The sequence below is a fragment of the Psychromonas sp. Urea-02u-13 genome, from assembly GCF_002835995.1.
In the GTDB taxonomy this organism is placed as follows: Bacteria; Pseudomonadota; Gammaproteobacteria; order Enterobacterales; family Psychromonadaceae; genus Psychromonas.
On record NZ_PJBZ01000050.1, the window covers coordinates 16,528 to 35,222 of the forward strand.

The 18,695-nt window shown below is 38.4% G+C and carries 19 protein-coding genes; 5 read left to right on the top strand and 14 right to left on the bottom strand.

Going from position 1 to position 18,695, the window contains the following annotated elements; translation table 11 throughout:
- Positions 1-58 precede the first annotated feature (58 nt).
- Genes CXF74_RS07725 through CXF74_RS07735 form a run of 3 tightly spaced genes read left to right on the top strand, consistent with a single transcriptional unit; the run spans position 59 to position 2,193 of the window.
- Positions 59-1,087, top strand: coding sequence for a hypothetical protein (locus CXF74_RS07725; RefSeq protein WP_101081844.1), 1,029 nt, complete (start codon positions 59-61; stop codon positions 1,085-1,087).
- Positions 1,084-1,791: a flagellar basal body P-ring formation chaperone FlgA gene (flgA, locus tag CXF74_RS07730; protein ID WP_157822351.1), complete on the top strand. Its 708-nt coding sequence runs from the start codon at positions 1,084-1,086 to the stop codon at positions 1,789-1,791. Before CXF74_RS07725 ends, flgA begins: the two co-directional genes overlap by 4 nt.
- 12 nt (positions 1,792-1,803) lie before the next feature.
- Positions 1,804-2,193, top strand: coding sequence for a DUF1496 domain-containing protein (locus CXF74_RS07735; RefSeq protein WP_101081846.1), 390 nt, complete (start codon positions 1,804-1,806; stop codon positions 2,191-2,193).
- 79 nt (positions 2,194-2,272) lie between these two features.
- On the opposite strand, the gene CXF74_RS07740 is transcribed toward CXF74_RS07735, so the two are convergent.
- The 10 genes from CXF74_RS07740 to CXF74_RS07785 form a co-directional block, all read right to left on the bottom strand.
- Complete coding sequence (locus CXF74_RS07740; RefSeq protein WP_101081847.1) at positions 2,273-2,683, bottom strand: hypothetical protein; 411 nt, start codon at positions 2,681-2,683, stop codon at positions 2,273-2,275.
- Positions 2,676-2,966, bottom strand: a complete 291-nt coding sequence (locus tag CXF74_RS07745; protein ID WP_157822352.1) for a hypothetical protein — start codon at positions 2,964-2,966, stop codon at positions 2,676-2,678. The genes CXF74_RS07740 and CXF74_RS07745 overlap by 8 nt, the downstream gene beginning before the upstream one ends.
- 80 nt (positions 2,967-3,046) lie before the next feature.
- The gene (locus CXF74_RS07750) at positions 3,047-5,134 is read right to left on the bottom strand and encodes a flagellar biosynthesis protein FlhA (protein ID WP_101081849.1); all 2,088 of its coding nucleotides are present in this window, start codon (positions 5,132-5,134) and stop codon (positions 3,047-3,049) included.
- Positions 5,134-6,255, bottom strand: a complete 1,122-nt coding sequence (gene flhB / locus CXF74_RS07755) for a flagellar biosynthesis protein FlhB (RefSeq protein ID WP_101081850.1) — start codon at positions 6,253-6,255, stop codon at positions 5,134-5,136. The genes CXF74_RS07750 and flhB overlap by 1 nt, the downstream gene beginning before the upstream one ends.
- Positions 6,255-7,031 carry a flagellar biosynthetic protein FliR gene (gene fliR / locus CXF74_RS07760; protein WP_101081851.1) on the bottom strand — a complete coding sequence of 259 codons (777 nt, stop codon included), beginning with the start codon at positions 7,029-7,031 and terminating at the stop codon, positions 6,255-6,257. The genes flhB and fliR overlap by 1 nt, the downstream gene beginning before the upstream one ends.
- 2 nt (positions 7,032-7,033) lie before the next feature.
- Positions 7,034-7,303 (bottom strand): flagellar biosynthesis protein FliQ, encoded by a 270-nt coding sequence (fliQ, locus tag CXF74_RS07765; RefSeq protein ID WP_101081852.1) that lies wholly within the window; start codon positions 7,301-7,303, stop codon positions 7,034-7,036.
- A gap of 7 nt (positions 7,304-7,310) precedes the next feature.
- Positions 7,311-8,069: a flagellar type III secretion system pore protein FliP gene (fliP, locus tag CXF74_RS07770; RefSeq protein WP_101081853.1), complete on the bottom strand. Its 759-nt coding sequence runs from the start codon at positions 8,067-8,069 to the stop codon at positions 7,311-7,313.
- On the bottom strand, positions 8,053-8,427 hold the full coding sequence (gene fliN, locus CXF74_RS07775; RefSeq protein ID WP_101081854.1) for a flagellar motor switch protein FliN: 375 nt from the start codon (positions 8,425-8,427) through the stop codon (positions 8,053-8,055). The genes fliP and fliN overlap by 17 nt, the downstream gene beginning before the upstream one ends.
- Positions 8,428-8,439: 12 nt before the next feature.
- A complete protein-coding gene (locus tag CXF74_RS07780) occupies positions 8,440-9,210 on the bottom strand; it encodes a FliM/FliN family flagellar motor switch protein (protein WP_101081855.1) in 771 nt (256 codons plus the stop codon).
- 43 nt (positions 9,211-9,253) lie between these two features.
- Positions 9,254-9,682: a hypothetical protein gene (locus CXF74_RS07785; RefSeq protein WP_101081856.1), complete on the bottom strand. Its 429-nt coding sequence runs from the start codon at positions 9,680-9,682 to the stop codon at positions 9,254-9,256.
- A gap of 558 nt (positions 9,683-10,240) precedes the next feature.
- On the opposite strand from CXF74_RS07785, the gene rph reads away from it, so the two are divergent.
- The gene (gene rph / locus CXF74_RS07790) at positions 10,241-10,954 is read left to right on the top strand and encodes a ribonuclease PH (protein WP_101081876.1); all 714 of its coding nucleotides are present in this window, start codon (positions 10,241-10,243) and stop codon (positions 10,952-10,954) included.
- A 2-nt stretch (positions 10,955-10,956) separates the two neighbouring features.
- Complete coding sequence (gene pyrE, locus CXF74_RS07795; RefSeq protein WP_101081857.1) at positions 10,957-11,598, top strand: orotate phosphoribosyltransferase; 642 nt, start codon at positions 10,957-10,959, stop codon at positions 11,596-11,598.
- 60 nt (positions 11,599-11,658) lie between these two features.
- Here the strand turns inward: pyrE and CXF74_RS07800 are convergent, their stop codons facing one another.
- From CXF74_RS07800 to CXF74_RS07815, 4 genes are all read right to left on the bottom strand, one after another.
- A complete protein-coding gene (locus tag CXF74_RS07800; RefSeq protein WP_101081858.1) occupies positions 11,659-13,647 on the bottom strand; it encodes a methyl-accepting chemotaxis protein in 1,989 nt (662 codons plus the stop codon).
- Positions 13,648-13,790: 143 nt separating this feature from the next.
- The gene (locus CXF74_RS07805) at positions 13,791-16,877 is read right to left on the bottom strand and encodes a multidrug efflux RND transporter permease subunit (protein ID WP_101081859.1); all 3,087 of its coding nucleotides are present in this window, start codon (positions 16,875-16,877) and stop codon (positions 13,791-13,793) included.
- A gap of 8 nt (positions 16,878-16,885) precedes the next feature.
- Complete coding sequence (locus CXF74_RS07810; RefSeq protein WP_101081860.1) at positions 16,886-18,007, bottom strand: efflux RND transporter periplasmic adaptor subunit; 1,122 nt, start codon at positions 18,005-18,007, stop codon at positions 16,886-16,888.
- 9 nt (positions 18,008-18,016) lie between these two features.
- Positions 18,017-18,607: a TetR/AcrR family transcriptional regulator gene (locus CXF74_RS07815; RefSeq protein WP_101081861.1), complete on the bottom strand. Its 591-nt coding sequence runs from the start codon at positions 18,605-18,607 to the stop codon at positions 18,017-18,019.
- Between the last annotated feature and the right edge of the window lie 88 nt (positions 18,608-18,695).

An 18,695-nucleotide genomic window follows, 5' to 3' on the forward strand; every position in this document is an offset into this window, starting at 1 on the left:
CTAAATGTCATTAAATCGGCATTCACAGTTTTTTCGTTTGCGCATGACGGGATAGATAATGTTATCTTCTAGAATTGACAATACATTGTCACCACTAGGGCAAAATAGCCCGGTATTAATAAAAAGCTCTAGCATATTAAGCGGAGTTAATAATGAAGTAAATAATGCAGGTATTAAGGCCAGTCAGGTTTCTGGCCTATTATCTAAAAATATCAGTGCATCGTTGGCATTATCTGACTCGCATCATGAACTCGCGTCGATAGACATTGCAAAACAAGCGATCAAAGAAACGGTTGGTGGCCTGTTAGAGATACAGAAAATCATTAAGCCTCAGTTAACACTGGAGGGCAGTAAAATATCACCCGAGAAAAGTAGTCAGTTGCTTTTTCAACAAAGAAAAATAAGCAACGCTGTTGAAACTAGATTTGACGATAATAGAGTTTTGGATGCAACGCTTTCACCACAGACCAAAACGAGTAATAGCATACCATTTCAAATCGAAGGGTTAGATTTAATTCGCTCTCGTTGGGAAAGCGAACTAGTAACGCTACAATTAGATGGTGAAATAAGTTTGTTAATGTTTGAGGCTGGCAAAAGCGATGAAGAACTTATTACTCAGTTCAACAAAGCGCTTGGCTTTGCGAAAATGAGTATTGAAAAAAATGATGACAGTCAATTAATTATTTCAATGGATGATGCTAAATGGCGAGAATCGAGCAAGGTAGTCAACATAACAGGCCAAGGTCATCGGTTCCCAAGCGGTCAATTTATTCCTACAAATATATCGTCTATTAAAGCAGACATAACGGCATTTGTTAAAGTTCCTTTAGACATGAACAGTCAAACCTTAAACGCTGTAAATAGTTTTATCGGAGAAGCTCAGTTTAGTTATCAGGCATTAAACCTAGCGCGTAATAAAGAAGTTATGTCTAGTGCTTCTTATTTAGATCAATACAAGATTGAAGCGGACCCATTTGAGCCAAAAATATCAACAATCATAGAAGAAAAAAAATGGGCATCTCTCTTTAATGTAAGGCAAAATCACGCCTCTATATCAAGAAAAACAGTCGTGGATTTATTAAAGTGAAATGCTTTTTCTTTTTAAGCTTAATGTTAATGCCCTGCTTTTGTTCTGCCATAGAGCCTGCTGACATAATCGATATTGTTGCAAAGCAAGTCGAGAAAGATACGGCTTCATTTTCGAAGAGAATGCAGTGGAAGCATTATCGTTATACTAGCAAACTACGCCATCCACTTTCAGTCACTAACTTATCTAAATGCTCAGTGGACTTAGCGGTAAAGAGCAGTAATAACGATATAATTAACAACGTGAGATATAAGGTAACTTGCAGTAAAGCTGTCAGTCATCAAAAATGGAGTATCAATGTTAACACCAAAATCAATTATTTTATGGGCGTTGCCACGCTAAGTAACAGCGTAAACAAGGGACACCTGATAAAGGCTAGCGACATTGTTTATGTTGAAAAAAAAATAAGAAAAAATAACGAGTATCTATTTAGTGATAACAATGTAATAGGCGAAAAAACAAAACGAAAACTGAAAAGAGGCAGTTTGTTGAAAAGAAAAGATATTAAAGTTAATCGCCTTGTCTTGCGTGAACGTGAGGTGCTTATTGTTATAAAACATGAACACTTAAACATGGCCACTACAGGAATACCGTTAAAATCAGGTGAGCTTGGAGATACAATCAAAGTAAAAAATAAACGTTCAGGAAATATAATAACTGCCATCGTTATAGGTAGGGATAAAGTAGCAGTGAAAGTTTATTAATAAGGGGTCCTTATGGAAATAAATAATACAAAGTCAAACATAACCGCTATGGGAATAAGCAAAGAGATAATCAATGTAATGCTATTATCCATGATGTTAGTTGTGTGTGTGTTATCTGATGCTAATGCGAATATAAAAAAAGTGCGTGTGCCAGAAGGGTTAAATAGTATTGAAACAAAGCTTCTAGTTAAGCAAGGGTATTTAAATCAGGGGAACTGCTACCATGAAAGTATGGCTTATAGTCAGGGAGCGGTGATCGTTGTGAAAATTGATAACCAACCAAAGAAGCTTATCTGCAGTAATCTAAATAGCTATGAAACTAACGCAAAACTAGGCTGGAAAGAGTTAGATGCAAAAAAAAGTAATGAAGTTAAAAGCAAGCTAACAGTCACTAGAGGCTGATAAAACATGTGTAATCATGACGTAATGATAGCTCTTCAATTTGTCTCTGCTTAGTGCGAATACCACCCTCAGAAATTTTCTAGATTCGAATAGTGAGTGATGCTTTTGACATATTGGCCACCATCTCATGTTGTTGAGAGAAAATGTTTCCGTTACCTTGGTTCTTTTCTTCGCAGTATTTCAAGATGGAGATTAGTTCATTGAATCTCAGTGTTACCTCGGTACGAATGCTGATAGGCAAATGATTCAAAAAAGCAGTGATATCATTAGGAAATTTAAAAGCATCAATAATTTTTAGTCTTTTTGCATGATTTTTTTCAAGGTGTTCAACATGTTTAATAATTTCAATGTTGGCTAATTGAAGGTTTTCTGATTGCATTTCAATGCAGTACAGCCTTGTAGATACAAGTAAAGCCAACAACTCAGTCGCACTTTTTGTATCATCCAATAATGAACGATGGAATAAATTAAGAACCTCTTTTTTATTCATCTTTACCATTTCCTAACAAGTGTTCGTCAGTAATTGCTTTAGACAAACTTGCTAAGTTCAGTGTTATTTTACCATCGCTGATCGCTTGCTTGACTTGCTTGACTTTCTCTAGGTCAACTTCGTACATTTTATTTAATTTTGCATTGGCTTCGTCAAGCATTTGGACATCGCCAATGTGAACGTCTACTTTGGTTTGTTTTACATTAGGCTTAGCAATTTTAGTCTCTATATTATTGGTGGCTTGTTGTGTCTTAATGACTGCTGTTGTTTTATTTATTTCCATTTTATTTATGTCCATATTCTCATTTATCTATATATACGCACAATTTCAGTATTTCTTTTCATTTTTATGCAAAAAAATTATTAATCTAAATTACCGACTGCATTAATTTTATAATCATCAGCAATTTCGTTAAATGATAACACAACTAAATCATTAGAAAATGCTCTTGCAAATTTGCCCATCATAGGTCGAACGGTTGGTGATACTAAGAGGATAGGCACCAGCCCTTGTTGCATCATCTGCTGGGTAATGTTGGGTAAGTTAACTTGCAGTTGCGTAAGTATATTTGAGTCGATCGGGGCCATATCTAAGCTGATATCAGGGTTCTGTGATTGCGCTTGTGCGATAGCATTGCGCAAAGTGTTGTCTAATTCAGCACTTAACACAAAGACGTTGAGCTCTTTGCTGTCAGGACTTAGTAGGCTTAATATCGTTAGTTTTAGGGCTGCACGTACATCAGATGCAATTAGAATAGCATCTTTGGTTTTATTGATGCTGTCTAAAATAGTGTTGGCAATAACCTTTTTATTTTTGATAGGAACTTGTTCAGCAAGTAGGTATTTAACGATCTGTAATTGCAGCCCAGCGGTAACAGAGGTGCTTAAGGATTCTGCTAGTTGGGGGTGAATAACGGCTAGCTTATCATTCATCGATTTGATGTCATCATAGTTAAATATGCTCGATAAATTACAACTTAATACCTTGTTAATATGTGTTGCGATAACGTCAGAAAGTGTTATAACTTGATAGCCTAAATTAATTGCTAGCGACTTATCCTGCGGATTGATCCAAAGAACAGGCATAAGATAGGCGGGATCTTTACCAATTATGCCATCTATTTCTGTAAATTCATCATCGAGAGAAACGGCCATAAAGTGATCCATGATGACCGACCCTTTCTCTATCTCTTCACCGTCGATAAAAATGGCATACTCATTGGGTCTTAATGATAGGTTATCGCGGATAGTGATTTCGGGTATTAAGAAACCTACTGTTTCTGAAAGAGACTTACGCGTACCTTTTATGCTTTTTAATAAAGGGGCGCCATTTTCACTATTAACTAAAGAAACGAGTCTATAACCTAACGTTATCGTAATGGGCTCAATATCGGTTACTGCACTCCAGTCCAGCGGTGTTTCGTTGCTTGTGGATAATGGGCTAACAGATTCGTTGATGCTTTCAAGTTGCTGTTCGCTCTGCGATTTTGTTTGTTGCCAACCAACAAAGCCTAATACTACTGCGAAAATAAAGAATGGCAGATGTGGCATATTTGGCACTGAGCCAATGATTGCCATTACCGCTGCTGCCGTATAAAGCACGCTTGGTGTGGCTAAAATTTGCTTTGAAATTGTTTCCGAAATGTCAGAATCGGAATTACTGACACGCGTCACGATGATTGCAGACGCTGTCGCTAATAATAGGGAAGGAATTTGTGCAACGATACCATCACCGATGGTCAGTAATGCAAATGTTTGAAAAGACTCTGTCGCATCTAAATCATGTGAAAATATACCAATTAAAACACCACCAATTAAGTTAATCATTAAGATTAAAATACCTGCGATAGCATCTCCTCGGACAAACTTACTCGCCCCGTCCATTGAGCCGTAAAATTCCGCTTCGTCACTTGTTTCTTTGCGTCGTGTTTTTGCTTGCTCTTGGTCAATGACACCGGCGTTTAAATCGGCATCAATGGCCATTTGTTTTCCGGGTAATGCATCCAGCGTAAAGCGCGCAGATACCTCTGAAATACGCTCTCCACCCTTTGTTATTACCACGAAGTTAATAATCATTAAGATAACAAAAACGACCATACCAACGATGTAATTACCGCCTATAACAACGTCACCAAATGCCTGTATTACACTACCCGCTGCTTCCCCACCTTTGTGCCCTTCAAGTAACACTATACGTGTAGAGGCAACGTTCAGCGTCAATCTCAATAGTGTTGCAATTAACAAGACCGTTGGGAAAATAGAAAAGTCTAAAACCTTTTTTGTTGTGGTACTCACCAATAAAACTAATATTGCTAATACAATGTTTAGCGTAAAGAATATATCAAGAAGAAACGGAGGAAGTGGCAAAATGATCATCGATAAGATCATTAATAACACCATCGGAATGGCGAGGCTCAGCTTTATGTTTTTTAGCTTGTTGAACATTTCCATTAAAATTTGAATCCTTTTGGTATAACAAAGTTTGGTAAGTGATTAGGCTTCTCTGCTTTATTTTCTCTAAAAGCACGTAGTTGTATTACGTATGAAAGTACATGGGCAATGGCGACAAATAGCTGGTTAGGGATCATTTGGTCAAGTTGCGTGGTGTGATAAATAGCGCGGGCAAGCGGCGGAGAAATAATAACTTCAACGTCATTCTCTAATGCGACTCGCTGTATTAGCAAAGCGGCCTGGTCATTGCCCTTTGCCACTAAAAATGGTGCTTCTGCGCGCTCTGTATCGTATTTTATTGCCACAGCGTAATGTGTTGGGTTCATCACCACAACATCTGCGTTAGGCACTGTTTTAGAGATTGCGCGTTGCGATGTTTGTTGTTGTATTTGTCGGATGCGTTGCTTAATTTCTGGTCGCCCCTCAGCTTGCTTATGTTCCTCTTTTACTTCTTGTTTAGACATTTTCATTTGCTTGTTAAATTCAAATATTTGATAAGGTAAATCTACCAGTCCGTAAAGTAACAATATGCCAATGATATACATAGAATAAAGTGCAAGTTTATTCAATACGGCGATCGATGAGCTTTCCAAGGGAAGGTTACGAAAAGACTGTATATCTTGAATGTTATCGCTTAAAAAATAATAAAGTAACAGGGATATAAACGTCACTTTAAAAATAGATTTGATTAATTCAACGACTGTTTTTAATGACCACATTCGCTTAATGCCCTTCAAAAAGCTTAATTTATCCAGCTTGGGTTGAATAGGCTTAAAGCTGAATACCCAGCCTCCTAATAATAGGCTACCAATCGTGGTAGCAAGTACCACGACGATAATAAAAGGAAAGAATATTTCAATGAGTGTAAAAATTGATTTACTTAAGCGTAATAGGATGGCGTCATTGGTCGCCAGTGTTTCCGCTGTAAAGGTAAAATTAAGTTTGAAAACATCCATGACGGCCTGTGCAATACTAGCGAAGTTCATATAAAAAAAGAGGCAGAAACCAAATAACAAACAAGCCGAGGCAAACTCCTTAGCTCGGGGTATTTCACCATCTCCTTTCGATTTCTTGAGCTTCTGTGCGGAGGGCTTTTCTGTTTTGTCAGCGCTATCACTCATTATGTGCCTCCCTGCATGTATTGGCGACTGAAAGCTAAAGCTTCTAGCAAAATGTCAAAATAAAGCGAGTTTATGCCATTCATAGATATAAACAACGCGAATAAGCCCAATACCATGGTCATTGGAAAGCCCAATGCAAATACATTTAAACTGGGGGCTGCTTTGTTCATAAAACCAAAGGAGGCGTTAGCTATTAACATTGCCGTGATGGCTGGGATAGCAATGGCAAAAGCCGATGCAAAAACCCAGCCCATCATTTTTATAACCATCCATACACTGGCCATTGCTAACCCATTTTTAATAGGCCAAATAGTAAAGCTCTCTACCATTAGCGCGAGCGCCACTAAATGCCCATCAAAGGCCAAAAATAAAAGTGTGCAAAGAAAAAGGTAGAGTCTACCAACAATAGCGACGCTGACACCGTTAGCGGGGTCATTCATCACAGCCATCGCAAGTCCCATTTGCATCGATATTGTTTGTCCAATAAGCGTGAAAACAGTAAAAAGTAGCTGGAAAGTTAATCCAAATAGTAATCCCCACACTAATTGTGCCATTGTCATGGTGACCGCTTGTAACGAAAAAGGATCTATTGTGGGTGGCATTTCTACGAATGGCACTACCAATAGCGTTAAAAAGAAGGCCAGTAAAACCCTTGCTTTTCGTGGCACCGCGCCATCACCAAAGATAGGGATAAACATAAAAACCCCAGATATGCGCACGAACGGCCACCAAAACGAGCCGAGTAATTGTGTTATCTCTGCGAAGGAAAACCCCATAATTAGCCGATCAAACTGGGTATGTTAATAAAGAGATAATCAAAGAAATCACTTATTTCTGAGATCATCCAATTACCGGTAAAAACCATGGTTAATAGTGTTGCCATTAAGCGCGGTAAAAAGCTTAATGTTTGTTCATTAACCTGTGTCGCAGCTTGAAAGACGGCAACAATTAGCCCCACAAAAAGGCTTGGTAGTACCAATATGGAAACAAATATCATGATCAGCCAAACTGCTTGTGAAAAGATAGAAACTACGAGTTCTGGTGTCATTTTTTCGCTATCCGAAGGAACTACTTAAACTGCCGACAAGCATCGTCCATCCATCAACTAATACAAATATCATTAGTTTAAAGGGGAGCGATACAATTAAGGGCGATAGCATCATCATACCCATCGACATCAATACCGATGCGACAACAAGATCGACAATTAAAAAGGGCAAAAAAATCATAAATCCGATTTGAAAGGCCGTTTTTAGTTCACTGATAACAAATGCTGGTAAGACAACCACAATCGATAAGTCTTCTGGTTTCACACTTTCATCTTCGCCACCAATTTTCATCATTTGCTCTAATGAGCTCACGTGGGTTTGCCTGAGCATAAATGCTTTAATCGGTTTCTCTGCAATGCTTGCGGCTTCGAGCATTGTTATTTGGCCGTTGTCGTATGGGACAAATGCACTATCGTAAACCTTGCTCCAAACGGGCTTCATAATCAAAATGGACAGGCATAACGCAATCCCGACAAGCACTTGGTTAGGCGGTGATTGTTGTAATCCTAATGCTTGACGCAAAATAGATAAAACAATAATGATACGTGTAAAACAGGTACACATTAAAATAAACGCAGGTATTAAGCTTAATGCGGTCATTAAAAGCAGGATTTGTAACTTTACACTGTAATCCTGACCATCTGGCGTATCAGTAATAGATAACACAGATAGTCCCTCATTTGCGTAGACGCTAAGTGGCAGTAATAGCAATACGCCAATAAGAGATTTAAATAATAATGTCATTCCTTTATTTAACATATTCATTGACAATATCGGTGACTTTAACGCCGTAATGCCCACCTGATACGACAACTTCGCCGTATGCAAAAAGCTTGCCGTTAACCTTAATATCTAAGGCTTCACCATTTTCTTTATTAAGCATGAGAATTGAATTACTTTTAATAGAAAGTAACTCAGATAGATCAACTGTTTTAGCGCCTACTTCGACGGTCACTTTAACGGGGATATCGTTTAGAAATTCCATAGAGCGTACAGTTTCTGATGGGGTTACTTTCTCTTCAATGGCTTTATCGTCATCATCTTCAAAATTAAAATTCATATCTTCAAAATTGAGGTCGTCAGTAATTAATTCGTCATTAGTTTTGTTAACTGGAGTGTTCATTGATTAATTCTCTTATTTGTCATTAACTGTAAAATATAGGTTGCCGTCTTCATTGCTTACTTGGCCTGTAAACAATTCTTTGTCGCCAATCATAAATGGAATGTTTTTATTGAAGTTCATTGAAATCACATCACCAGAATTGAGTGAGTAAAGTTCACCTAGTGTTAATTCACGTTGCATTAGCACTACATTTGGCTCAACCTCAACAGGTAATAAGCTAGCTTCAATTGATTCTTTAGAAATATTAGAGAGGAGGAAGCCTAATGTTAAGCTTTCAACCAAGTCATGATTTAAAATGGTAGTAAACTGAATTGATGTACTCGCTGATCTTAACGTAAAGGTTAGGATCACAGCTTGCAACGGGAGTTTCTTTGTTACCACTATTTTACAGTCGGCGATCGTCTCTAACTGAGCAATTTCTTTTACTACTATTTTTGCAAGTTTATCAAAAAAACGGATAGCCGTATTATCAATAGAACTCTGCGGAGCAGGGGCTTCATTAATGTAATCGCCAGTAAGGCGTATTAGGGATTCTTCAGCAATAGATAGTGACAACACACCTATGCTTGGTGTGTCGATAGAGGTGTATATATAATTTTCTTCTTTCGATAGAGACTGTAGTAGTTCAGCTTCGATTTCTGTTTCAACTTGTTTGTTAAACATTTTTGTAAAAATATCATTAAAGCGCGTTTGCATCTCCATTGCTATTTGGTTAATCCGTGGGACTAACCTGCGTTGTGCTAGGCCCAGATTCTCCATTGGAATTACTTGATAATTTTTCATCTTTTTTGGCTCTTTAGCAGCTAAGGGCTGGTTGTGTTATAGGTTATTTAAAAATGGATCGTTGACCAGTAACGCTAAGCATATCTGATAACCTAGATTGCTCTTGCTCTGATTTTATTCTGATTTTATTCTTATTTCTTTTGTCTATGATTGTTTCAATTAATTTAGTGCGAGAAGCTTGTTTGTTTAAGTGAAACTCCTGTCGTTGCAATTCTATATTATGTGTGGCGTGCTCACCCTCTATTTTCCTTGAAAACTGCGTGATCAAAGCCTTGTAGTCATTGTTATTTTGGTGAAATAATCCTCCATATTGAGGTTTTCTACAGGTAGGAGCTTTTAAAATGTTATCAATGCTAATTAAAGAGTTATTAAGTTTTTCTACTGTTTTTCTGGTGTCCAGCACATTGATTAAGAGTGACGTTTCTTTGTTTTTTTCTAGGACCTGAACTGTTTTATAGATGTCATTTTTCATGTAAGCAGTATAAAATATTTTTGACTTTATCTAAACACCCAAAAAAGGAATAAAGCAAAAAAAACGTACAATTGATTTTTTTATAAGTGCGATTGACTTTTTATTGACTTGTTGGTGGCTTTGGTTCATTTAAAAGATTCAAATAGCCAAGCTGCTTTATAGATTATTTGTGCACGATAAGGACTTTAAGTTAATTGCATAAAAACAATGAAATAAGTCAGCACCATTAGCAAACTCTATTTTTGCGTTTTTCAATGTTTTCATGGTCCTTATGAAAAATATGAGAAGCTATAGGCTGGAAAATGATTTCCAGCACTTACCTGGGGTAAGTAAACTTTGATGAAGCTTTTATAGGCAGTAAAATAGGCTAAGGCGTAAGTGCATGGTAGTTATTTGTGAGAACTGAGAAAATAAACAAGTTTATTTTCATGAAGGTGGTTACTCGTTTCAACATTTATCATGTTGATGAATAAACTTGTCCTCTGGCCACTTGCTGAGTTTTGCACCTTCAATGATAACGGGTATAATAGGCTCCATTTTTTAACAAGTTTTAAAGCTATGCGCCCAAGCAACCGTACTCCTGAACAAAACCGCGAAATAAAAATTACGCGTAATTTTACAGCTTATGCTGAAGGCTCAGTATTAATTGAAGTCGGTAATACAAAAGTATTATGTAACGCTTCTGTTTCAGAGTCTGTGCCACGCTTTTTAAAAGGCAAAGGTTGGGTAACGGCTGAATATTCAATGCTTCCTCGTGCGACACATACACGTAATATGCGTGAAGCAGCGAAAGGAAAGCAGGGTGGACGTACATTAGAGATTCAACGCCTTATTGCACGTTCATTACGTGCTGCTGTTGATTTAAAAGCCTTTGGAGAGAATATGATCACTGTCGATTGTGATGTAATTCAAGCAGATGGCGGAACACGCACAGCTTCTATCACTGGCGCTTGTATTGCTCTCGCTGATGCCTTGAATTGGATGGTGAGCGAAGGTAAAATTAAAAAGAGTCCACTTAAGCAAATGATTGCAGCGGTTTCGGTCGGTATCTACAAAGGTACGCCAGTTTGTGATTTAGATTACGCTGAAGATTCGAATGCACAAACCGATATGAATGTTGTGATGACAGAAACGGGTGGCATGATTGAAATTCAAGGTACTGCTGAAGAAGGCGCATTCAGCCATGAAAAATTATTGGTGATACTCAGCCTTGCTAAAGGCGGTATCGATAAATTAGTTATTGAACAGAAAAAAGCACTAAACGCGGAGTAAAAATGAAAGATTATCAAAAAGAGTTTATTGAGTTTGCAATTGAAAAACAGGTTTTAAAATTTGGCGAATTCACCCTGAAATCAGGCCGTATTAGCCCTTATTTCTTTAATGCAGGTTTGTTTAATACGGGTCGCGATCTTGCTCGCTTAGGCCGTTTTTATGCTGCCGCATTACAAGATTCTGGTATCGCTTACGACTTGTTATTTGGCCCTGCTTATAAAGGCATTCCAATTGCGACAACAACTGCAGTTGCGTTATCAAATGATTACGATTTAGACCTGCCATATTGTTTTAACCGTAAAGAAGCAAAAACACACGGTGAAGGCGGTAGTTTAGTAGGTTCTGAGTTAACCGGTAAAGTTATGCTGGTTGATGATGTAATCACAGCGGGCACGGCGATTCGTGAATCAATGGATATTATCAATGCGCACAATGCAGAACTTGCAGGTGTATTGATTGCCTTAGATCGTCAAGAAAAAGGTAAAGCAGAGCTATCTGCAATTCAAGAAGTTGAGCGTGATTACGATGCAAAAGTTATCTCGATCGTGCAACTTGCTGATGTTGTAAGCTACCTTGAAACACTGCCTGAGATGCAACAGCATCTTGCGTCTGTGCAAGCGTACCGCGAACAATACGGTATCTAAAATAGCTACGAGTAGTTAGCTACGAGCTTCGAAACTCGTAACTATCTGCTCGACGCTTTTTTATATCTTAAACTGCTTCACCGCTCCATCAAGTTCATTAGCAAGTGATTCAACTCGTTGACTGCATTGGTCGATATTTTCATAGTTGATTTGCATCTCTGAATAACCATCTTGTATATGTACCATATTCCTATTTATCTCTTCAGTAACACTACTTTGCTCTTCTGCCGCAGTAGCGACTTGTTCATTCATTTTATTGATCTCTTCAATACACGTAGTGATGTGTGAGATATCCTTACCTGCTTGTATTGCATCCTTAACGCTTTTATCAACCATCTCAATACCTTTCGACATAGCGGCTTGTGCGCTACTTGAGCTTGACTGTAGCTCGCTGATCATGATTTCAATTTCGCTGGTTGAGTCTTTTGTTTGCATCGCTAAACTACGCACTTCATCGGCTACAACAGCAAAACCACGGCCTGATTCTCCTGCTCGTGCCGCTTCTATGGCTGCATTTAATGCTAACAAATTAGTTTTTTCAGAGATGCTTTTAATGACATCAACGAATTTACCAATGTTAAGGCTGGCGCTGTTTAATTTTTCAATGACTGTTGATGCGTTATTAAGCTCCGTTGAAAGCTGATTAATATTAGCGATGGTTTCTTCAACTTCGTGGTTACCATGCTGGCTTTCTTGGTTCGCCTTTTCTGTTTCTGTGGCCGCTTGCATCGCATTACGCGCAATCTCTGCCACAGTGCTGCTCATTTCTGTTGTTGCTGTCACCACTTGTGTGACTTGGTCGGAGCCGGTGTTTATTTTATGAGATATCTGCTGACTATTACTTTTGTTTTCCGCCAACCTAGATTTGAGGCTATCTGCGGTCGTTTGTATTTTTTCAACTAAGCCTTGCAGATGCGAAACTAAGTGATTAATGGCATTACCAATATCGCCGAGTTCATCTTTGCTATTAACTTCAATGCGTAAGGTTAAATCGTTACTGGTGGTAATTTGTACCACTTTACGTGTTATTTCATTAATGCCTTTATGTAGCTGTCTCGCGATATAAAAAGACAAGCCTAATACAAAAATCAGGGGTAATAGAATGATAATACTGAGGCTAGTTAACAAACTGTTTTTCTCTGCAATAAGTGCCACATTATTGCTATTTAACTGTTGTAGCAGAGTCACTTCAACGGATTTTAAAAGGTTTATTTTCTGCGAGATGGTTTTAAACCAAACAGTAGGATCGGTATTAAATTGCCCGTCATTCATTTTTTTCAGCGCCAACTGGCGATAGTGGTCAACATCTTGAATGGGTTTTCCAGTCACCGTTTGTTGGTAAATTGAGAACTGTTTTACTGTGGCATGCGCTTTAAATTTATCTAAGTAAGCTTGTTGCTCTGCGAGTAAACGGATAAATTTTTCTAGAAGCGCGGGCGTAAAATGGTCTTTTTCAAACACGTTACTAAGCACTGCACGCTCTATGCCTGCACGCTCTTTATGTTGTAAAAAGCTGCCAATGGCGACGGATGAAATGGCCAATTGTACATTTTGATTTTCATTCGCTGTATTATCGATAATAGACAATAACAAGGCATTGAGCTGAGTGTAAAAAGCAACTTCCTCTGCAACACTGACCGCTAAGTTATCAACTCGGTTACGCATCTCTGACAGCTTATTTAGCGTCTGATTAACTTCTGAAAATAGGTCTTTGAGGTGAGGTGTTAATGGTTGTTTTTGTATGAAGGTCTGCAAAGCTTGGCGTTTTTGATCGGTGCTTTGACGATGCGTTTGAATGACTTGTTGGAATTTTTTTCCTTTAGATGATAAATAGCCCGCTGAAGCGCCACGTTCTTTTTGTAATTCATGGACTAACAATGCGCTCACGGAGGCGGAATTGGTCAGTACTAACATTTCCTCTAGCGCAATTTTCTCTTGATAAGTCTGCATAAAGTTATAACTGGCAAAGCAGATAAAACCCAATAATGGAAATAGTGTTAGCCCAAAAAGTTTACTGCGAATAGAAAGATTGTTGATAAAAATAGACATTTTATTCCTAGAATTTGAGTTATTCTTAACTTTAGAAGAGGCCTTTATGTTGTCATGGAATGATGTTAAAAAGAAGTTATTTTGGAAGGAAGAATGATGTAGGTTAATTAAATTAACCTACATCATTTTATTAAAGCGCTTTATTATTCGCTTATATCATTCACTTTAAGTGCCTGTGTTTCATCAAAGTCTTTCGTTTTCTGATGATTACTAGCAATGAATGAGTATATTACTGGCAAGATAAATAACGTAAACAGCGTACCAATAGACAAACCTGCTACGATTACAATACCAATACCAAAGCGACTTACCGCACCCGCACCCGTTGCAAATAATAATGGCGTCAAGCCAGCTACCATAGCCGCCGTTGTCATTAAGATAGGACGTAAACGAATTGTTGCAGCTTTTTTAACCGCTTCAGTGCGATCTAAACCACTGTGTAATTGCTCTTCTTTTGCCACTTCTGCAATCAAGATACCATGCTTAGTGATCAAACCAACTAGGGTTATCAAACCAACCTGTGTATAGATATTCATTGTGGCAGCACCCCATGCAAGGGCGACTAATGCACCACTTATTGCCAGTGGCACGGTCATTAGAATAACTAATGGGTCGCGAATACTCTCAAACTGACTTGCAAGTACCAAGAAGATAATCAATACCGCTAATAGGAAGGTCATGTATAACGCACTACCTTCAGTCACAAATTGACGAGCTTCACCCAGGTAATCATGACGATAGCCTTGTGGTAGCTTAGTTGTCGACAGCTCTTCAAAGAAAATAATCGCATCACCCATCGCAAAACCAGGGGCTAATACTGCGCCGATCGTAGCACTATTTAGTTGGTTAAAGTGTGGCAGTGAGCGTGGCTCAGCAACAACGTCAATATTGATTAACTCACTCAGTGGTAACATGTCGCCATTTTTAGCTTTAACAAAGAACTCACCAAGCATGCCAGGCGATAAACGATATTTACGTTCAACTTGCGCAATCACTTCATAACTACGGCCGTCAAGGTCGATGCGGTTTAGGTAACCATCACTCAGTAATGTACCTAATGTGATACCAATATCTTGCATGGTAACGCCATAAGCGCCGGCTTTATCACGGTCAATACTGATATTCATAGTTGCAGAATCAAAGGCTAAATCTAACTCAGAATAAACAAAGTTTGGATTCGCTTGTGTGGCTGCTAAAACATCACTAGCAATTTCTACTAGGCTCTCAAATGGATTAGAAGTCGTGATAACAAATTGCACCGGTAAACCACCCGATGAACCTGGTAACTCTGGCATTTGGAAAGCGGTTGTTGCTACCTCTGCAATGCTATTAAAGTCTCCTTTTAAGTTAGTTGCTAACTGTTTAGGGTCAATATCGCGTTGGCTCCATGGTTTCATGATAGCAATACCAAATGCTTGGTTTGCATTAGGAATACCCGACATTGCTAAACTACTTTGCACTGAATCTTGCTCTGTAATTTTAGCTGTTACCACTTTCATGCTGTTTTCGATGTAATCTAAATTCGCGTTTGAAGGCGCTTTAGACATCATCATTAACGCGCCTTTATCTTCCGACGGAGCAAGCTCAGATGGAATAAATTTAAACAGGAACGGTAACGAAGCAAATACCAGTAGGGCGAATAAAATAACCGCAGGACGACGTGTCATTAGCTTATCAAGTAATCTTGAATAACTATTAGTCAGGCCTGTTAGCGCATTATCTACAGTGCGTTCAAAGCGGTTAGGTTGGTGATTACTTTTAAGCATGACGCTACACATCATCGGAGACAATGTTAATGCCACTAAACCAGATACAAATACCGCACCAGCCAGTGTTAATGCAAACTCAGTAAATAGCGAGCCTGTAATACCGCCCATTAATGCAATAGGTGCGTAAACGGCTGCGAGTGTAATGGTCATTGAAATAACCGGAACGGCAATTTCACGTGTACCAATAATCGCCGCTCGGAATGGTTCTTCACCTGCTTTAATATGTCGATCTACATTTTCTACGACTACGATTGCATCATCTACCACTAAGCCGATGGCTAATACCATTGCCAGTAGAGTCATTAGATTGATAGTAAAACCAAACATCTGCATAACCACTAATACACCCACTAAAGAAAGTGGAATAGTGATAATAGGAATAATAACCGCACGCCATGAACCTAAAAATAGGATCATTACGATCAATACAATTAAACCCGCTTCAGCGATAGTTTTGATAACCTCTGAAATTGATTCTTCAATCGCGATAGTGGAGTCATAAAGCACTTCCATCTTGATTGAGCTTGGGTTGTTCTTTTGTAAATCAGGCAACATTTCACGTACGCCCGCAGTAATGTCTAGCGGGTTAGCAGTAGGAGCTGCATCGATTGCAACAACAACAGCATCATTACCATTAGCCATTGCGCGGTAAATATCATGGCTTTTTTCTAATGAAACTTTAGCTATATCTTGTAAACGGATCGTTTTACCGTCTTCACGAGTAGCAACGATCAGGTTTTCTAACTCAGCAGCCGTTGAAACTTGTGTTTTAGTATTACCATTAAACAATGTGTAATAACTGTTTGATTGGCCTGTTGCTGATTGAATATTATTAGCTTGTAGAATTTGCACCACATCTTTAGTGGTTAAATCAAAGCCTGCCATACGCTCAGGATCAAGCCAAACACGCATTGCAAATGAGGTACCACCATAAAGGTTAACCTTTGCTACACCATTGATACTGAATAGTTGAGGTTTAATTACACGCTCAAGGTAGTCAGTTATTTGGCTGGCATTTAACTCTTCACTCGCAAATGAGATGTAAATAACAGAGGTACTAGAACCGGTACTTAAATCAATCGTTGGATCTTCTGCTTCACTTGGTAACTGTGAACGAACACTATTTACTTTAGCAAGAATATCGGCAACCGCGCCATTAGGATCGGTATTAAGTTTCATGTAGACAACGATACTTGATCTACCCATAAAGCTTTGCGAAGTCATAAAGTCGATATTATCGGCTTGTGCAATGGCTTGTTCTATCGGTTGGGTGATAAAACCTTGGATCAAATCCGCATTTGCACCGTAGTAACTCGTGCTTACAGTGATCACTGTATTGGTCATGTTCGGGTATTCACGTACCTGCATTTTCCCAAGTGCCTGCAGACCTAATAATACGATTAGCAGGCTTAGCGAGATCGCTAAGATTGGGCGTTTTATAAATGTATCTGTAAATTTCATAATGAGCCCTACAGCGCTGGAATTTCAGCTGGTTTGTTAAGAATGTCTGATTCAGTGATTGTTACGTGAGAGCCATTACTTAAACGTACTTGGCCACTAGTAACAATAACGTCTCCTACTTCAAGGCCTGATAAAACATGGATATCACCATCGATACTTTTGCCTAATTTAACTATTTTCTGATCTACCTGTTTGAAGGTTTTACCATCTTTCGAGGTTTGCTCTGAAATAAGGTAAACCGTTTCACCGTATAACGTGTAGTTAATTGATGTTTCAGGCACTGCAATTTGTTCTGTTAGTGTTGGTAAAATAATATTCGCTTTAGCAAACATACCAGAACGTAATTTAAGGTCTTCATTAGGAATGTCAGCTTGTACTTGAATGACACCACTTTGGAAGTTCACAGCAGGTTCAATGGCAGAAATAGTACCTGTAAAGGTTATGCTTGATTCTGCATCAACAAAGATGTTCATTGCTTGGCCAATGCTAATTTTATTCAGGTCATTCTGTGGAACAGTAAAACGCATTTGCATACGACTGATATCTTCTAAACGTACGATATCAGTACCGTCTTTTAGATATTCACCCATGAATACGTTACGCAGTCCTGTAATGCCATCAAAAGGCGCGCGGATTATACGGCGACTAATCGTTGCTTCATAACTTTCTATTTGACCCTGTAGGGTTAATAAGTCTGCTTCTGCTTCATCTACTTTACCCTGTGAAACTGAGCCTTTTTTAAATAATGAAAGCATACGTTTATAGTTACGTTGGACTGCAGGTAAACGGCCTTTAGAGGCTTTTAAGTTTGCTTTTTCAACTTCAGAATCTAGGTAAACAATTGCATCACCTGTTTTCAACGTTTGACCAGAAACAAAGTCAATTTTTACAATTTTACCAGCAACTTCATTGGCAACAGTGACACCTTGGATAGGTTCAATAAAACCAATAGCGCGTAAATGGGGTGTCCACTCTTCTGTTTTAATTGTATGGCTAGTAACAGGGAACTCAGGAATCGGTCTGCTGGCTAAAAATTCTTGAATTTTTGACGCTTTAAACATGTTAAAACCGATGACACTACCAAAAACAAGTACTGCAAGTACGAGAGCCGAAGCTATCCATTTTTTCATTTTATTACCTTAATAATTAATATGTTGTTGAATTTTGTGGGGATGTTGAATGATTTGCCATGAGGCATCTCGAACTGTTGTCAGAACCTGCTCATCCAGTTGCAAGCGCTGCTTTAAAACTTTTTTTGCTAAATTAATCGCACTATCAAAACTAAGTGCAAGTAATGCTGGAATAGGTAAATCATGAAAATGCTTTTCGTTTATACCTTTTTGATAAAAATCTAGCAAGGGTAAAAAAGTTTGATCTTCAAAAAGCGTTATTGTTTCTTGGTCACCGTTTGGAATAAAACAGAGCATTTCAATAACGGCAAGACGCTGAGGGTTTTTTAATACTGCATTAAATGCATTGCGCCAAAGTAGATCGTATTTCTCTTTCGGATCTTGTAATTCAGACCAGCCAGAAAAGATAGTTTGTGAGGCTTCAAGACGAATATGTTGGTGTAACTCCAACATTAACATCTCTTTACTGTCAAAATAACGATAGATCGTGCCCGCTGCAATGCCAGCTGTTTTAGCTAACACTTTCATTGATAGACCGTAAAAACCACGTTCAGCTAATAGCTTCTCTGCGGCCTCAAGTATTTTACTACGTTTTCCCATGCTTCCTCAAAAATGAATGAACGTTCATTATCGTTGCTATTATCAATACTTTTATTCTTTATGCAATAGAAATTATATTATCCCGTGA

Excerpts from the sequence above, each read along its gene's own strand:
- CXF74_RS07780 (WP_101081855.1), bottom strand. The coding sequence starts at position 9,210 with ATGAAAAATTATCAAGTAATTCCAATGGAGAATCTGGGCCTAGCACAA.
- CXF74_RS07815 (WP_101081861.1), bottom strand. The coding sequence starts at position 18,607 with ATGGGAAAACGTAGTAAAATACTTGAGGCCGCAGAGAAGCTATTAGCT.
- flhB (WP_101081850.1), bottom strand. The coding sequence starts at position 6,255 with ATGAGTGATAGCGCTGACAAAACAGAAAAGCCCTCCGCACAGAAGCTC.
- CXF74_RS07800 (WP_101081858.1), bottom strand. The coding sequence starts at position 13,647 with ATGTCTATTTTTATCAACAATCTTTCTATTCGCAGTAAACTTTTTGGG.
- CXF74_RS07785 (WP_101081856.1), bottom strand. The coding sequence starts at position 9,682 with ATGAAAAATGACATCTATAAAACAGTTCAGGTCCTAGAAAAAAACAAA.
- fliR (WP_101081851.1), bottom strand. The coding sequence starts at position 7,031 with ATGGGGTTTTCCTTCGCAGAGATAACACAATTACTCGGCTCGTTTTGG.
- CXF74_RS07725 (WP_101081844.1), top strand. The coding sequence starts at position 59 with ATGTTATCTTCTAGAATTGACAATACATTGTCACCACTAGGGCAAAAT.
- rph (WP_101081876.1), top strand. The coding sequence starts at position 10,241 with ATGCGCCCAAGCAACCGTACTCCTGAACAAAACCGCGAAATAAAAATT.
- CXF74_RS07735 (WP_101081846.1), top strand. The coding sequence starts at position 1,804 with ATGGAAATAAATAATACAAAGTCAAACATAACCGCTATGGGAATAAGC.
- fliN (WP_101081854.1), bottom strand. The coding sequence starts at position 8,427 with ATGAACACTCCAGTTAACAAAACTAATGACGAATTAATTACTGACGAC.
- pyrE (WP_101081857.1), top strand. The coding sequence starts at position 10,957 with ATGAAAGATTATCAAAAAGAGTTTATTGAGTTTGCAATTGAAAAACAG.
- fliP (WP_101081853.1), bottom strand. The coding sequence starts at position 8,069 with ATGAATATGTTAAATAAAGGAATGACATTATTATTTAAATCTCTTATT.
- fliQ (WP_101081852.1), bottom strand. The coding sequence starts at position 7,303 with ATGACACCAGAACTCGTAGTTTCTATCTTTTCACAAGCAGTTTGGCTG.
- CXF74_RS07810 (WP_101081860.1), bottom strand. The coding sequence starts at position 18,007 with ATGAAAAAATGGATAGCTTCGGCTCTCGTACTTGCAGTACTTGTTTTT.
- CXF74_RS07750 (WP_101081849.1), bottom strand. The coding sequence starts at position 5,134 with ATGGAAATGTTCAACAAGCTAAAAAACATAAAGCTGAGCCTCGCCATT.
- CXF74_RS07745 (WP_157822352.1), bottom strand. The coding sequence starts at position 2,966 with ATGGAAATAAATAAAACAACAGCAGTCATTAAGACACAACAAGCCACC.
- CXF74_RS07805 (WP_101081859.1), bottom strand. The coding sequence starts at position 16,877 with ATGAAATTTACAGATACATTTATAAAACGCCCAATCTTAGCGATCTCG.
- CXF74_RS07740 (WP_101081847.1), bottom strand. The coding sequence starts at position 2,683 with ATGAATAAAAAAGAGGTTCTTAATTTATTCCATCGTTCATTATTGGAT.